Origin of the sequence: Collimonas humicola (genome assembly GCF_018304945.1) — a bacterium.
Classification (GTDB): domain Bacteria; phylum Pseudomonadota; class Gammaproteobacteria; order Burkholderiales; family Burkholderiaceae_D; genus Collimonas; species Collimonas humicola.
Map to the genome: position 1 here is coordinate 31848 of NZ_JAGQEE010000002.1, position 14835 is coordinate 46682.

Annotated in this window: 13 protein-coding genes; 11 read left to right on the top strand and 2 right to left on the bottom strand. The window is 59.2% G+C overall.

Annotation, left to right across the window (positions count from 1 at the left end; genetic code table 11):
* Window positions 1–222 precede the first annotated feature (222 nt).
* The 11 genes from KHU30_RS08865 (at window position 223) to hslU (ending at window position 12951) form a co-directional block, all read left to right on the top strand.
* Complete coding sequence (locus KHU30_RS08865; RefSeq protein ID WP_211442312.1) at window positions 223–1410, top strand: porin; 1188 nt, start codon at window positions 223–225, stop codon at window positions 1408–1410.
* A gap of 201 nt (window positions 1411–1611) precedes the next feature.
* Window positions 1612–2277: a DUF484 family protein gene (locus tag KHU30_RS08870; protein ID WP_211442313.1), complete on the top strand. Its 666-nt coding sequence runs from the start codon at window positions 1612–1614 to the stop codon at window positions 2275–2277.
* A gap of 18 nt (window positions 2278–2295) precedes the next feature.
* Window positions 2296–3270: a tyrosine recombinase XerC gene (gene xerC, locus KHU30_RS08875; protein WP_211442314.1), complete on the top strand. Its 975-nt coding sequence runs from the start codon at window positions 2296–2298 to the stop codon at window positions 3268–3270.
* A gap of 117 nt (window positions 3271–3387) precedes the next feature.
* Window positions 3388–3990, top strand: a complete 603-nt coding sequence (locus tag KHU30_RS08880; protein ID WP_211442315.1) for a Fur family transcriptional regulator — start codon at window positions 3388–3390, stop codon at window positions 3988–3990.
* Window positions 3991–4074: 84 nt separating this feature from the next.
* Complete coding sequence (locus KHU30_RS08885; RefSeq protein ID WP_211442316.1) at window positions 4075–5127, top strand: CobW family GTP-binding protein; 1053 nt, start codon at window positions 4075–4077, stop codon at window positions 5125–5127.
* A 601-nt stretch (window positions 5128–5728) separates the two neighbouring features.
* Window positions 5729–6133 (top strand): RNA polymerase-binding protein DksA, encoded by a 405-nt coding sequence (gene dksA, locus KHU30_RS25545; protein WP_061946557.1) that lies wholly within the window; start codon window positions 5729–5731, stop codon window positions 6131–6133.
* Between the two features lie 150 nt (window positions 6134–6283).
* On the top strand, window positions 6284–6655 hold the full coding sequence (locus KHU30_RS08895; RefSeq protein WP_211442317.1) for a hypothetical protein: 372 nt from the start codon (window positions 6284–6286) through the stop codon (window positions 6653–6655).
* A gap of 217 nt (window positions 6656–6872) precedes the next feature.
* Window positions 6873–8915 (top strand): TonB-dependent receptor, encoded by a 2043-nt coding sequence (locus KHU30_RS08900; RefSeq protein WP_211442318.1) that lies wholly within the window; start codon window positions 6873–6875, stop codon window positions 8913–8915.
* Between the two features lie 436 nt (window positions 8916–9351).
* The gene (locus KHU30_RS08905; protein ID WP_211442319.1) at window positions 9352–10728 is read left to right on the top strand and encodes an STAS domain-containing protein; all 1377 of its coding nucleotides are present in this window, start codon (window positions 9352–9354) and stop codon (window positions 10726–10728) included.
* Between the two features lie 232 nt (window positions 10729–10960).
* Window positions 10961–11497: an ATP-dependent protease subunit HslV gene (gene hslV, locus KHU30_RS08910; RefSeq protein ID WP_211442320.1), complete on the top strand. Its 537-nt coding sequence runs from the start codon at window positions 10961–10963 to the stop codon at window positions 11495–11497.
* Between the two features lie 107 nt (window positions 11498–11604).
* Entirely contained in the window at window positions 11605–12951 is a 1347-nt protein-coding gene (gene hslU / locus KHU30_RS08915; protein WP_211442321.1) for an ATP-dependent protease ATPase subunit HslU, read from the top strand.
* Window positions 12952–13033: 82 nt separating this feature from the next.
* On the opposite strand, the gene KHU30_RS08920 is transcribed toward hslU, so the two are convergent.
* Window positions 13034–13606 (bottom strand): type II secretion system protein N, encoded by a 573-nt coding sequence (locus tag KHU30_RS08920; protein WP_329956662.1) that lies wholly within the window; start codon window positions 13604–13606, stop codon window positions 13034–13036.
* 8 nt (window positions 13607–13614) lie between these two features.
* Window positions 13615–14835, bottom strand: a complete 1221-nt coding sequence (gene gspF / locus KHU30_RS08925) for a type II secretion system inner membrane protein GspF (RefSeq protein WP_211442322.1) — start codon at window positions 14833–14835, stop codon at window positions 13615–13617.

Consider the following 14835-nt stretch of genomic DNA (forward strand, 5'->3'; position numbering starts at 1 on the left):
CAATCTCCCAATTCGCGCAAGTCTGAGCCGCTACAAGCATTGCCCATGCCTTCGCCGCCTGTCACAAAAATACAACACAATTAACAATCTTCTTCAATTTCGACCAATTTATAGCTCCACAGGAAACCAAACCGCCAGCATAGATGGCCAGACCCCTTAATGTTCATCCATCCGGCAAGATGTACGGATCCTTAAGACAGTTTTCTAAATAAAGGACGTCAAATGAAGAAATCACTAATCGCACTGGCCGTACTCGGCGCAATCGCAGGTGCAGCACAAGCTCAAAGCTCCGTCACCATCTACGGTATCGTTGATACTGGTATCGTTTACACAAGCAAAGTTTCGACTGCAACTGGCGCAAACGGCCTGTCGTCGAACAACGGCAGCAAATTCAGTGTTAACTCCGGCGTTATCCAAGGTTCGCGTCTGGGTTTCAAAGGCGTTGAAGATCTGGGCGGCGGTCTGAAGGCTCTGTTCCAATTGGAAGCTGGCTTCTCGAACGACACTGGCGCGCTGCAAAGCGACAAGGGTTCGTCGACTCTGTTCCGTCGTAAGTCGGTAGTCGGTCTGGGCGGCAACTTCGGTTCCGTTCTGCTGGGTCGTCAAACTGACATCCTGGACGACGTCAGCCAATGGACTTCGGTTCAAGACTTCGGTGGTGTAACTGGTTCCGTCGGCCACAACCTGGACCGTTTGGAAGGTACACGTACTAACAACTCGATCCGCTACAACACTCCAGACCTGTCTGGTTTCACTGGTAGCCTGATCTATGGCTTCGGCGAAGCTGCTGGCCAAACTTCGAACGGCCAATCGTTCGGTCTGGGCGGTCAGTACGCAAACGGCCCACTGGGTCTGTTCGCTGCTTACTACCAATCGAAGCTGGGTACTACACCTGCTGACGTTTCCCTGACAAACAATGCTCCAGTAACCTTCTTCTCCGGCAAAGCCGGCGACACAGCTCTGAAGACATTCAGCCTGGGCGCTAGCTACCAAGCTGGTCCAGCACGCCTGTACGGTAACTGGTCGCGCGTCAAGCAGCCTTTGGCTACTAGCTCGACTCTGGCTGCTACCGGCATTCTGCAACCAGGCAGCTTCACTGTTGGCAGCTTCAACAACAGCAAGGCTGACATCTTCGAACTGGGCGTGAACTACGCTGTTACAGCTCCTCTGCACCTGTTGGCTAGCGTTCAGTACAACAAGCTGACATTTGCTGATGCTGGCTCGAACAAGGGCAAGCTGACCCAAGTCAACCTGGGTACAGACTACTTCCTGTCGAAGCGTACTGACCTGTATGCATTCGCATCGTTCCTGCGCGCTAAGGATGCTGTCAATCCAGGCGTCTTCGGCGACAGCACTGGTTCCGACAACAACCAAACAGCAGTTGCTGTTGGTATCCGTCACAAGTTCTAATTTAAGTTGACCGAACCCGCGGCAGCAAGCGGGCCAGGTTGCTTGAATCAAGATCTGAAAAGCCCACATGGTTCGCCATGTGGGCTTTTTTTATCGCCTGCCGCATCTGTCTCGCCACGCTCTGAACACCTCAGGTTGTCATACAGCCGCTTAGCGGTGTACCCTAGGTCATTCTCTTTCTTCATCATCGACACACAGCACATGACCTCCCCCCTGGATCCCGACAGCATCGCCCAATACCTGATCGACTCGCCGCATTTCTTCGAAGAACACGCCGAACTGCTGGGCAAAATCCGCCTCAGCAGCCCGCTCCTGGGGCGCGCCGTATCGCTGCAGGAACGGCAAATGGAAATACTGCGCGAGAAAATCAAGGTGCAGGACCTGCGGCTGGCCGACATGGTCCGCAACGCCCAGGAAAACGACGCCAGTGTCCAGAAACTGTTTGGCTGGGCGCGCAGCCTGCTGCTGGCGCGCAATGATGTCGACTTGCCGCACACACTGGTGGATGGCCTGCGCAGCACCTTTGCGGTGCCTCAGGCGACCTTGCGGCTGTGGGGCGTGGCCGAAGCTTATTCGCATACCTGGTTTGCAGCGGCAGCGTCCGAAGACGTCAAGATTTTCGCCAACGGCCTGAGCATGCCGTTTTGCGGCAGCAATAATGACTTCGAAGCCGCTTCCTGGCTGGAGCAGGATGTACAGTCGATCGCCATGCTGCCGCTGCGCAACGACTCGGCATCGTCACCCGCCTTCGGCCTGCTGGTGCTGGGTTCGCCCGACGCGCAGCGCTTCAGCGCCGACATGGCGACCGATTTCCTGGTGCAGATCGGCGAAACCGCAAGCGCGGCGCTCGCCTGCCTGCTCGAATAGGCACAGATCAAGGATCACGTGGACGCCGGCACCAATCAGTCTTACCTGAGCGGCTACCTGGATAGCCTGGCGGGCCAGCGCCAGTTGTCCCCGCACACCATCAGCAACTATGCGCGCGACCTGAGGGAACTGGCGGCTTTCACGCAGACGCTGGGAGAACGGTGGGAATTTGCCGCGGTCAGCCATTTCCACATCCGCAAATTCGCTGCTCAATTGCACGCGCGCGGCTTGGGTCCAAGCTCGATTGCCCGCAAGCTGTCGGCCTGGCGCGGCTTTTTCGAATGGCTGGCGCAACAGACCACGCTCGCCAGCAATCCGGTCGAAGGCGTCAAGGCGCCCAAACGCGCCAAGCCGCTGCCCAAGGCGATGGCCGCCGACGACGCCATCCACCTGGTCGCCAGCGGCAACCCGCTGGCCGACGCCGGCTCCAGCATGGCCCTGTGCAACCAGGCCATGTTCGAGCTGCTGTATTCCAGCGGATTACGGGTCTCGGAGCTGGCCGGGCTGGATCTGCGCTATACGCGCCAGGATGGCTATGAATCGGCCGGCTGGATTGATCTGGACGGCGCCGAAGTCACCGTCACAGGCAAAGGCAGCAAGAAACGCAGCGTGCCGGTCGGCGGTCCCGCTATACGCGCTATCGCTGCCTGGCTGCCGCAACGGGAAACGCTGCTGAAAGGCGATCAGGTCGAACATGCCGCGGCGCTGTTCCTGACCGAGCGCGGCAGCCGCATGTCTGCGCGCGTGATTCAATTGCGCTTGAAGCATCATGCACAGGCGCTCGGTGCCGGCAGCAATGTCCATCCGCATATGCTGCGCCATTCGTTCGCCTCGCACATGCTGCAAGGCTCGGGGGACCTGCGCGCGGTGCAGGAGCTGCTGGGGCATGCTTCGATTGCCGCCACTCAGGTCTACACTTCGCTGGATTTCCAGCGTCTGGCGCAGGTCTACGATGCAGCCCATCCGCGCGCAAAAAAAATCTCTGACAAATAAAGACAAGCTGCGGACAAACCGCGCTAACCAGACTTCCTGCATCAAACGCGACAGCAAAGATGCAACTGAATTGCATTTCAGGCATAATTGAAGCCTTATTTATCCCGGCAGCGCATCATGAACCCAGGCCAAAAATCCAAATCTGTCGTCGGCGGCGCCGCCGCAACAGCCGCCAAGACGAGTCTCCATCAGCATGCCGCCGTCCTGGCCGAAGCGCAGCTGCGCGAAGTAGCATTGCGCATCACGCCGGCCCGCATCAAGGTCCTGGCGGCCCTGCTGGAAGCGCGCTGCGCCTTTTCTCATCAAGACATGCAGGATCAGTTTGTCGACATGGACCGGGTTACCTTGTATCGCGCACTCGACTGCCTGACCGAGGCCGGCCTGGCGCACAAGATCGCCGGCGACGACCGCGTGTTTCGCTACAGCGCCGGCGCCGAGCATAGCGATGGCGGCGCGCATGGCGACCCGGCCCAGCATGCCCAGCATCAGCACGGCCATTTCAAATGCACCCGCTGCGCCAAGGTGTTTTGCCTGGACGGCAGCGGCGATGCCGGCTTCCTGGACAGCATACTGGCACTCGGCGACAAACATGGCGGCAGCAGCCCGGCGGCGCTGCGCAAGCAGCTGCAGCAGGCATTGGAAGACACGCTGGGCAAGGGCTTCCAAGGCCATGAGATCGAATTGACGATCAAAGGCTGGTGCGCCGATTGCGTGCATTAGCCGGTCTCCCGATTCACCATGGGCAGGCGCGGGCATCGCCTGCCCTGCTAAACCTTCCTTCTTCTTTTATTTCTCGAATCCGCCATGGCACTTATTCCCACCACCATCCTGACCGGCTTTCTCGGCGCCGGCAAAACCACTTTGCTGAACCGCATCCTGCAACAGCAGCACGGCCACAAGATTGCCGTGATTGAAAACGAGTTCGGCCAGGAAAATATCGACAATGAAATCCTGGTGCAGGACAGCACCGAGCAGATCGTCGAAATGAACAACGGTTGCATCTGCTGCACCGTGCGCGGCGACCTGATCGTGGCGCTGACCACGCTGGCGCGCCGCCGCAGCGCCGGCGAACTCAACTTCGACCGGGTCATCATCGAAACCACCGGCATGGCCAATCCGGGCCCGGTGGCGCAAACATTTTTTGTCGACGACGAAGTGGCGATGCACTTCATGCTGGATGCAATCGTCACCGTGGTTGATGCCAAACATGCAATGATGCAGCTCGACCAGCAGGAAGAAGCGCAGCGGCAGGTCGGTTTCGCCGACAAACTGTTGCTCTCCAAAACCGATCTGGTCAGCCCGGCGGAAGTAGCGGCCCTGAGCACGCGCCTGAAACGCATCAATCCGCGTGCGCCCATCATTACCCTTGATCCGCAGCACACGCCGATAGAAGAAATCCTGGATATCCGAGGATTCAACCTGAACGCCAAGCTGGAAATCGACCCTGATTTTTTGGCAACAGAAGAGCATGTCCATGACCATAGCGGCGACGATTGCGACCATCCGTCCCACCAGCATGGCCATGAGCACCACCACGACCACCATCATGCCCATCATGACGATGAAATCGCCGCTTTTGTGTTCAAAAGTGAAAGACCTTTCGATACCGCCCGCCTGGATGAGTTTCTCGGCAGCCTGGTGCAGGTATACGGACCGCGCATGTTGCGCTACAAAGGCGTATTGTTGATGGATGGCGCCGACCGCAAGGTGGTGTTCCAAGGAGTGCACCAGATCATGGGCAGCGACGTCGGCGGCAAATGGGATGCAAATGAGACACGCGGCAGTAAAATGGTCTTCATCGGCAAGAATCTGCCAAAAGACATCTTTATTCGCGGTTTGGAGCAATGTTTGGTATAAACTATGGCAGTTTTGCGCTGGGAAATCACTGGATAGCAGGCCAATAGCGTCGTCCTTTGGCCGCTGATTAAGGGAGAGGACCATGAACCTGACCGACAAAAAAACCGCCGCCAAAGCAGCGGTTTCGCAAGGGAAACTGACGTCATCAAGCAAAGCCCTCAAAACGGGCCAGGCCCCTGCTGTCGCCGGCAAAACCGCCGGCAGCGCAAAACCGGCCGAAAAATCGGCAAAGCTCTCCGCCGGGGCGCAACGGAAAACCGAAGCCCCTGCTGCAACCGCAACCAAGGCCGTTTCCAAAGTTGCCAAACCCAGTCCCAAACCTGTTGTAAAATCCCTAGCCAAGAAATCAGCGACTGCAACAAGATCCGATCTCGCCGCTGACAAGGAAAGACGCAACGAGGCAACACGCAATGAGGTGACACGCAAGACAACGACCAGTAGTTCTGCTACAAAGAAACTGAGTTCACCAACGGCCAGATCCGGCGCCAGCAATACCAGCAGCAAGCCTGCAAGTGCCGGATTAACGGATAAAATTGAAAAAAACGTCGTATCGAAAGCAAGCGAAGTGGCTACTAAAACAACCAAACCAACCTCTGACATTCTGTTATCCGAAGAGCAAATCCTTAAGATGGGCGAAAAGGATTACATGAATGAGGCACAACTGGCGTTCTTCAAGGCGCGTTTGCAGCAGCTGGAAATCGACCTGCTCAAAAACGCCGGAGAAACCACCGAACATTTGCGTGAAACCGTCCTGGTGCCGGATCCTGCCGATCGCGCCACCATCGAAGAAGAGCATGCCCTGGAACTGCGCACGCGTGATCGCGAGCGCAAATTGCTGAAGAAAGTACAGCAATCGATTGCATCGATCGACGCCGGCGAATACGGCTGGTGCGAAGAAACCGGCGAGCCGATCGGCATTCCGCGTTTGCTGGCGCGGCCGACAGCAACCCTGTCGCTGGAAGCGCAGCAACGCCGCGAACTGAAGCAAAAACTTTACGGCGACTGATCCTCGCCAGCAGTCCCGACAGAGGAGCTGCCGGCAAACGCTGCAGGGACAAGTTCCTGCAGCCTGAACCGGCGCACGACGGATAGCCTCCCTGTCTTAGGATCGTCAAGCCTGATTTATCACCGCCGTTTGCTTTATCCAGAATCCCTGATGCCAGCCCAGCCATTCCGATCAAGACATCTCCGGCACGCCATACTGGCGCCGCTGCTGATGTTGTCGATCCTGTTCGCCCAATGGCTGGGACTGACGCATAGCATTGTGCATGCCGCCTGGGAAAATAAAGCCGAGACCCATCTGACGCACATCACCTCGGTGATTGAACGCGCCATCGAGGGCGGCAGCAAAGCACATCACTCCTGTGCTGCGTTCGACGACGCCACCCTGGCGGCGACGATATACTCGGCGCCGCCAACCTTGCCGCCAGTGCCGGGCAAACACCTGCTGGCCCTATGGCAGGCGTTCGCCTCCTGGGATGCTCCGTTCACCTGCCATTTCTCCTCGCGCGCTCCACCCCGTTCCTGACAGGACGCCTACCTCGGCTTCGCTCATCCCGAAGCGTTTAATCATTGATTGCCGTCGCCCGGGATCATGCCCGCTCGATCGCGCTAGCCATGCCCGGCTGCCTGCCGCCTCGCACGATTCGTCTTGCCTGGCGCTGCTGACAGCCGATGCAGCGCCGCCGCGCATTGCTCACGCATAGATCCCGACATCGACGGCCCTTACCTGTCTAGGAATCATCATGCTTGTACAACGTACGCTGTTATCCAGCGCGGTTCTGTCCGCGCTGGCCGTTCTATCGTCTGCGGCATCCGCCCAGACCGAGACCGTCGAACAGGCCGGCGCCTTGCCGCCCATCGTGGTTACCGCCAGCCCGCTCAACGCCGATGTCGACACCCAGATCCTGAGCCCGACCAAAGTCTTGTCCGGCGCAGAGCTGCGCAACAAGACCGGCACCTCGCTGGGCGACACCTTGTCGCAAGAGCTCGGCGTTTCCGCATCGGGCTTCGGCGCCGGCGCTTCCCGCCCTGTCATCCGCGGCATGGGAGGTCCACGCGTCAAGATCCTGCAAAACGGCATGTCGGTGGCAGACGTCTCCAGCCTGTCCGACGATCACGCGGTCGCCACCGAAGCCGCGCTGGCCCGTCAAATTGAAATCCTGCGCGGCCCTGCCGCTTTACTGTATGGCTCCGGCGCCATCGGCGGCCTGGTCAACGTCGTCAACGACCGCATCCCGACTCGGCTGCAAGACGAAATCAGCGGGGAAACCGATACGCGCTACAGCAGCGTCGACAACGGCAGAAGCACCTCCGTGATGCTCGACGGCTCGGCCGGACCAATCGGCATGCATCTGGACGGCAACTGGCGCGACACCGGCAACTACAAAATCCCCGGCAATGCCGCCCGCAACGATCCTGCTTCTGCGTCAGGCCGGCTGCCGACCTCCTTTACCCACGAAACCAATCTTGGCCTCGGCGCCTCGTATATTGCTTCCTGGGGCTATATCGGCGCGTCGGTAGCAACTTTGGACGATCATTACGGCATTCCAACCGATGAAAAATCGTTCATCGACCTGCACCAGACCCGTTACGATGTCGCCGGCCAGATCAATGAGCCGCTGGCCGGCTTCGAAAAATTCAGCTTCAAGCTGGGCCGCACCGACTACGGCCACACCGAGAAGGGAGAAGACGGCACAGCACACACGATTTTCTCTAACCAATCCACGGAAACCCGGCTGGAGCTGGCGCACAAACCGCTGGCAGGCTGGCATGGCACTTTCGGCGTGCAAAGCGACGACACCCGTTTCTCGTCGCTCGGCGCGGCGAGCAATATGCCCGACACGGTTCCGAAAACCAAATCCGCCTCATTTGCCGCATTCCTGGTCGAAGAGCGCAACTTCGGTCCTGTCCTTGCCACCGCCGGGCTGCGCCTGGAATCGGTGAAACGCCAGCCGGATGCCGCTGCCCAGCTGGCCGACCGCAAGTTCAACCTGGCCTCGTACTCGATCGGCGGCCTGTGGCGCTTCGCTCCCGGCTACAGCTTCGGTCCGACACTCTCTGTCGCGCAACGCGCGCCTACCGCTGAAGAGCTGTATTCGCATGGGCCGCACGAAGCGACGGCCACTTTCGATATCGGCGATCCCACCCTAAAAAAGGAAACCTCGCGCAACATCGAACTCACATTGCAGAAAACCACAGGCTTGATACGCTGGAAAGCCAACCTGTTCGAAAACCACGTACGCAACTACGTGTATGGCCGCCTGGGCGAGGGCGCGGTTGACGAACATGATCATGGCGCCGCCGACGATCACGACCATGATCACAGCGAATTCACGGAACGGTTCTGGTCGCAAGCCGACGCCACCATCCGCGGCGCTGAAGCGGAAATCAGCTACAACCTGCTCGGCGAAGGCTTTTCGGTGCGCGGCTTTGCCGATACGTCGCGCGGCAAACTGACTAACATGGGCAATCTGCCCCTGCAGCCGGCCAGCCGCTACGGTGTCGATCTCGGCTATGCCCAAGGCGCATGGCGCAGCGGCCTCACCATCCTTCGCGCCCAGCAGCAAGACCGGCTGGCGACATTCGAACACAGCGCGACGCCGGCCTACACCAAGATCGACGCCAGCCTCTCCTACACGCAAACTGTAGGGGCGCTGAAGCTGACCTGGTTCGCCCTGGCCAAAAACCTGCTGAACCAGGATATCCGCCTGGCGACCTCGGTGCTGAAAGATGTCGCGCCGCAGCCGGGACGCAGTCTGATCCTGGGGGTCCGCAGCAAGTTCTAAGCCGAGGCGGCGGGATTGCAAGGCCGGAATATGAGGCGCGCACAAAGCGCCTGCGCTTTGCAATCCCGATGTGCCTTGGACCGGTTCGTAAAGGATGAGCACTTTTCATCCGCAATGTGCGAAAATCACAACATATTTATGTCGTAACTTTGGGGGGACCAGACATACTTCCTGAGTGGCTTTGTGTTACCTTTAGCGGTATCGATTGATCGTGCTTTTTTTAATCTGAAACTTAAAAGCAGGGGCAGTCCCAAAACAAAAATGCGGCCATGAAGATGGCAAAAGCATTGGCAAAAGCGATGACAAAAGCGCATCTGAAAATTCGCGGAATCGGTGTCCGGCCCGTCAGCAAGCGGTCATATCCGACAACCCGGTTTTCAACAAAATTACAGCTACTCATGCAGCTTTAACAGCAACTAACTTTCAGGATTAACACGTGGGGATTTTCTCGCTCTTCGGCAAAAATAATCGTCCAGGCGGCACACGGCCGGAAGATGACAAGTTACCAGCCGCGGCAGACAATCAGGCGCCGGTTCTGTTTGGCGAAAGCCCGGAGCGGCTGATCAACACGACTATCGCGCGCGACGGTTCCGTGCGCAGCACCACCACCATGAAGATCGATGCGATCGAATCGGAGATGTCGTCCGAATTCGTCCATCTGCCGCCATCGCAGAAATCGCTGGCGGACTCTGCCACGACGACGCCTGGCCTCCTGGGGGCGAACACCACCCAGCTAACGCTGCCGGTCATGAGCCGGACCACTGAATACCTGGACGACCAATCCAGGAGCGGCAGCATCGAAGTCTCTGTCTCCGACACGCCGGAAGTGATCGAAGAAGCCGCGGTGCTGTTTGCCAGCGACCAGAGCGACATCGCCGAAGCCTTGCTGTTGAGTGCGATCAGCGAAGACCAGCTCGGCTCCTCCACCCACATTGTCTGGTGGATGTTGCTGGACTTGTACCAGATCACCGGCAAGCAACAGGAGTTTGACAACCTCTCGGTCGATTTCGCCAACAAATTTGAAACCTCGCCGCCGACCTGGATCGATATCATGACCCTCGATCCGCAGGCGAAAAGCCAGGAAAAGACCGGCGCCACCCCCGCAGTGGCATTTTCCGGCAAGCTCGACGCCAACATCGGCAAGCAGCTTGAGCGCGCCCAGAAACTGAGCGTCACCCACCCGGCGGTACGGCTGGAATTCACCCGCGTCAGCTCGGTCGATCCCATCGGTTGCGGGCTGCTGCTGCGCATGTTGAAAAAACTGCAAAAATCCGGACTCGACCTGGTTCTGGTCGGCGCCGATGAGCTGGCCGACAAGATCCGCGAGATCCTGCTGGTCGGCCGTCGCGACGAAACCGCCGCGCCATGGCTGTTGCTGCTGGAAATCCTGCATCTGCTCAATCTCGAGCAAGCCTACGAAGACGCCAGCATCGATTATTCGATCACCTTCGAAGTGTCGCCGCCGCCGTTCGTCGCGCCGCATTCCAAGATCATTACGGCCGCTGAAGAAACTCCTGTCGCCAATACGGCCGGCAGCAACAGCTTGCTCATGCCTATCCTGATCGAAGGCCGCACCGAAGAACTGCTGACCAAAATTCAAACCCACGCCAACAGCCACAGCCCGGCGATCATGGACTGCTCCCGCCTGGTCAGGGTGGATTTCAGCGCCGCAGGCGAATTATTGAACGGACTGGCCCAGCTTGCCAGCAACGGCAATGCTATCGAATTCCACAACGTCAACCATCTGGTGACCGCCTTGTTCAAGGTAGTGGGCATACAGGAAATCGTCCGGGTCGTGTCGCGCAAGAATTGATTTTTTAACAAAGCCGGGCTCGGCCGTAGTTAAAAAACAACCCCAACGCCGTCCAAGTCGCTCTAAATTGCGCTTGTAATCACGCCAGCCGTCCCCATTTTTTCGGAACAGCATCAATTTATCGCATCAATTGATCTTCAATTGATCATTCGATACTGCATCACATGCAGCTGGCCGCAGCATCCTGCGCCCTGCATGAGCGGCAACGTCCGCATTTTCTGAGGCTCGCAAAATGGAACAATTTCATGGCACCACCATCCTGTCAGTACGGCGCGGCAATAGCGTCGCCCTGGGCGGAGACGGACAAGTAACACTGGGCAACGTCGTAATGAAAGGCACTGCCCGCAAAGTACGCAAGCTATACCAGGGCAAAGTGCTGGTCGGTTTCGCCGGCGGCACCGCCGATGCATTCACGCTGCTCGACCTGTTCGAATCGAAACTAGAAAAGCACCAGGGCAATCTGATGCGCGCGTCGGTCGACCTTGCCAAGGAATGGCGCACCGACCGCATGTTGCGCCGGCTGGAAGCCATGCTGCTGACGGCCGATCGCGAAACCACGCTGGTGATCACCGGTAACGGCGACGTGCTGGAGCCGGCCGACGGCATCGGCGCCATCGGTTCCGGCGGCACCTTCGCCCAGTCGGCGGCCAAGGCGCTGCAGGAAAATACCGAGCTGACGCCGGCCGAGATCGTCAAGAAATCGCTGGTGATCGCGGGCGAGCTCTGCATCTATACCAACCAGTCGCACATCATCGAAACCCTCGACTAAGACCACCTTCTGTGATGCGCAACGCCGCCTTGCCCTGATGAACGCCTGACCTGCATGCGGCCGGGCAAATCGGCGACAGCGCACCCAAACCCAACACGGAAAAAAACATGAACATGACGCCCCAAGAAATTGTTTCGGAACTGGATAAACATGTGGTCGGCCAGGACCGCGCCAAGCGCGCGGTGGCGATCGCCTTGCGCAACCGCTGGCGCCGGCAGCAGATCGCCGAGCCGCTGCGCCACGAAATCACCCCGAAAAACATCCTGATGATCGGCCCTACCGGCGTCGGCAAGACCGAAATCGCGCGCCGCCTAGCCAAGCTGGCCGATGCGCCGTTCATCAAGATCGAAGCGACCAAATTCACCGAAGTCGGCTATGTCGGACGCGATGTGGACACCATCATCCGCGACCTGATCGACATCGGCATCAAGCAAACGCGCGAAAGCGAAATGCGCAAGGTCCGCACCCGTGCGGAAGACGCCGCCGAAGACCGCATCATCGATATCCTGGTGCCGCCGGCACGCGATTTCGGCTTTCATCCGGAGCAAGGCCCTGATGGCGACAGTGCGGACAAGGGCAGCAATACCCGCCAGACTTTCCGCAAACGGCTGCGCGAAGGCGCGCTCGACGACAAGGAAATAGAGATCGAGTTGTCGGAAGCGGCGTCGCAGATGGAAATCATGGCGCCGCCGGGCATGGAAGAAATGACCGAGCAGATCAAGTCCATGTTTTCCGGGATGGGCAGCAACCGCAAGAAAAACCGCAAGATCAAGATCAAGGACGCGATGAAAGTCCTGATCGAAGAAGAAGCCGCCAAGCTGATCAATGAAGACGAGCTGAAGCAAAAGGCCATCAGCAATGTCGAACAGAACGGCATCGTGTTTCTGGACGAGATCGACAAGATCGCCACCCGTTCGCAAAACGGCGGCGCCGACGTCTCGCGCGCCGGCGTGCAGCGCGACCTGCTGCCGCTGGTGGAAGGCACCACCGTCAACACCAAGTACGGCATGATCAAGACCGATCACATCCTGTTCATCGCTTCCGGCGCATTCCATCTGGCCAAGCCGTCCGACCTGATCCCGGAACTGCAAGGGCGCTTCCCGATCCGGGTCGAACTCGATTCGCTCTCAATCAGCGATTTCGAAAGAATCATGACCGGCACCGACGCCTGTCTGACCAAGCAGTACGAAGCGCTGCTGGCGACTGAGGGCGTGACGCTGGAATTTGCCAAGGAAGGCGTGCAGCGCCTGGCGGAAATCGCTTTTTCAGTCAATGAAAAGACGGAAAACATCGGCGCCCGCCGCTTGTATACGGTGATGGAAAAGCTGCTGGAAGAAATCTCGTTCTCGGCCACCAATGCCGGCGAGAAAACCATGGTGATCGATGCGGCTTATGTCGATGAGCGCCTGGGTGCGCTGGTGGTCAATGAGGATTTGTCGCGCTACGTGCTGTAAGCCTTGCAGTTTGAATAGAGTCGCTCGGACAGAGTCGCTTTGCCTCAATGGCCCATGCCTTCAAAAGCATGGGCCATTTGCTTTATTTATCCTGCACCGGCACCGCCGGCTGTTCCGGCGGCAGGTCCTGGTTAGGCGCCTGCTGTGGCTGCTGCATCTGCTGCGGCACTGGCTGCGGCGGCGCCAGCATCGGCGAGCCGCCTCCCAATCCCGCTTTGGCGCGCGCGTCTTCCGGCAGCATCACCCGCTTCAGCACGCCGCCTTCCGACAGCAGCACGTAAGTAGAATGCACTTCCTTGATGCTAGTGCCAGGCAGCAGCTCCTTGCCCTGGCGGACCGCCTGCGGCGGCTTGCCGTCGGCGCTGAGGATGGCCACGCTTTCACCGTCGCGCTTGGCCGCGACCACGCCCAGCAGCTGATAGTTGCTGGCCACGGTGACCGTGCCGCGACCGCCGAACAGGCCGGCCGCCAGGGTCACATCGACCTGGGTATCCTCGGCCTGCGGCGGCGCGGTCACAGGCCGCAGCGGCGGTTTGATCAGTTGCATCACCCAATAGGCGGTGCAGGCGCACAGCAGCATGAACAACAGCAGGCTGACGATTTCAGGCAGGCGCCTGGTGTGCCGTCCCAGTTTTTTTGTAATCGGTAATTTCACATTGATTCCTAATGAACTAACTGATTGATTTCAATAATCGGCATCAGCACAGCCAGCACAATCAGCAACACCACGACCCCCATCGCCAGGATCAGGGCCGGCTCCAGCAAGCCGGCAATGGTCATGGCGCGCCGTTCCAGATCCTGCTCCTGGGCGCTGGCGGCGCGTTCCAGCATGGCCGGCAGTTCGCCGGTCACTTCGCCGGCGCGTATCATGTGGATCAGCATCGGCGGGAAATGCTTGTGCGCGGCCAGCGCGCGCGCAAGGCCCACCCCTTCGCGCACGCTGGTGGCTGCAGTATCGACCTGCTGGCGCATGGCGACGTTGGACAAGGTGTCGCGGCTGGTCTGCAGCGCCTTCAGGATAGGCACGCCGGAGCCGGTGGTAATCGCCAGGGTGCTGGCGAAACGAGCGGTGTTCAGGCTGCGCTCGAACTTGCCGTACAAGGGCGCGACCAGCAGCCAGGTATGCCAGCGCATCTTGGTGGCGGGATTCTTGAGCGCGGTGCGCCAGGCGTAGAACAGCGCAATGACTGCGATCAGGACGATCCAGCCATAGTTGCGAACGAAATCCGAGGTCGCCAGCATGATGACGGTAAGCATCGGCAGCTTCTGCTTGGTGTTGGCAAACACGGACACGATCTGCGGCACCACGTAGGTCAGCAGGAAGATCACGATCACAAACGCCACCACCGTGACGATGGCCGGGTAAGTGAAGGCCAGCTTCACCTTTTGCACCAGCGAGTTGCGTCGTTCGATGTAGTCGGCCAGGCGCGACAGCACCCGCGACAACTGGCCGATCTGTTCGCCGGAAGCCACCAGCGCCCGGTAGATCTCGGCAAAGTCGCGCGGATGGCCGGCCAGCGCGCTGGACAGGGAGGCGCCGCCCATCACCTCGGAACGGATCGAGGCGATCAGGTCGCGCTGGTAGTTGCGCTCGGACTGTTCCAGCAAGGCGGTCAGGGCCTGCTCCAGCGGCAGGCTGGCTTCCAGCAGGCTGGCCAGCTGGCGCGTAAACAAGGCGATCTCGACCGTCGAAAGATGCTCGCCAAAACCGCGCCGCTGGGTGTTGCCGGCGGCGTCCACCTGCTGCGCGATGAGCTCTACCGTCAGCGGCAGCAAACCCTGGGCGCGCAAGTCGGCCCGCGCCGCCTTGGCGCTATCCGCGTTCACCACGCCCTTGGCGCTGCTGCCGCTGCTATCTACGGCTTCGTAACGAAATGCTGGCAC

Excerpts from the sequence above, each read along its gene's own strand:
- KHU30_RS08900 (WP_211442318.1), top strand. The coding sequence starts at position 6,873 with ATGCTTGTACAACGTACGCTGTTATCCAGCGCGGTTCTGTCCGCGCTG.
- KHU30_RS08895 (WP_211442317.1), top strand. The coding sequence starts at position 6,284 with ATGCCAGCCCAGCCATTCCGATCAAGACATCTCCGGCACGCCATACTG.
- KHU30_RS08870 (WP_211442313.1), top strand. The coding sequence starts at position 1,612 with ATGACCTCCCCCCTGGATCCCGACAGCATCGCCCAATACCTGATCGAC.
- hslU (WP_211442321.1), top strand. The coding sequence starts at position 11,605 with ATGAACATGACGCCCCAAGAAATTGTTTCGGAACTGGATAAACATGTG.
- KHU30_RS08885 (WP_211442316.1), top strand. The coding sequence starts at position 4,075 with ATGGCACTTATTCCCACCACCATCCTGACCGGCTTTCTCGGCGCCGGC.
- KHU30_RS08865 (WP_211442312.1), top strand. The coding sequence starts at position 223 with ATGAAGAAATCACTAATCGCACTGGCCGTACTCGGCGCAATCGCAGGT.
- KHU30_RS08880 (WP_211442315.1), top strand. The coding sequence starts at position 3,388 with ATGAACCCAGGCCAAAAATCCAAATCTGTCGTCGGCGGCGCCGCCGCA.
- hslV (WP_211442320.1), top strand. The coding sequence starts at position 10,961 with ATGGAACAATTTCATGGCACCACCATCCTGTCAGTACGGCGCGGCAAT.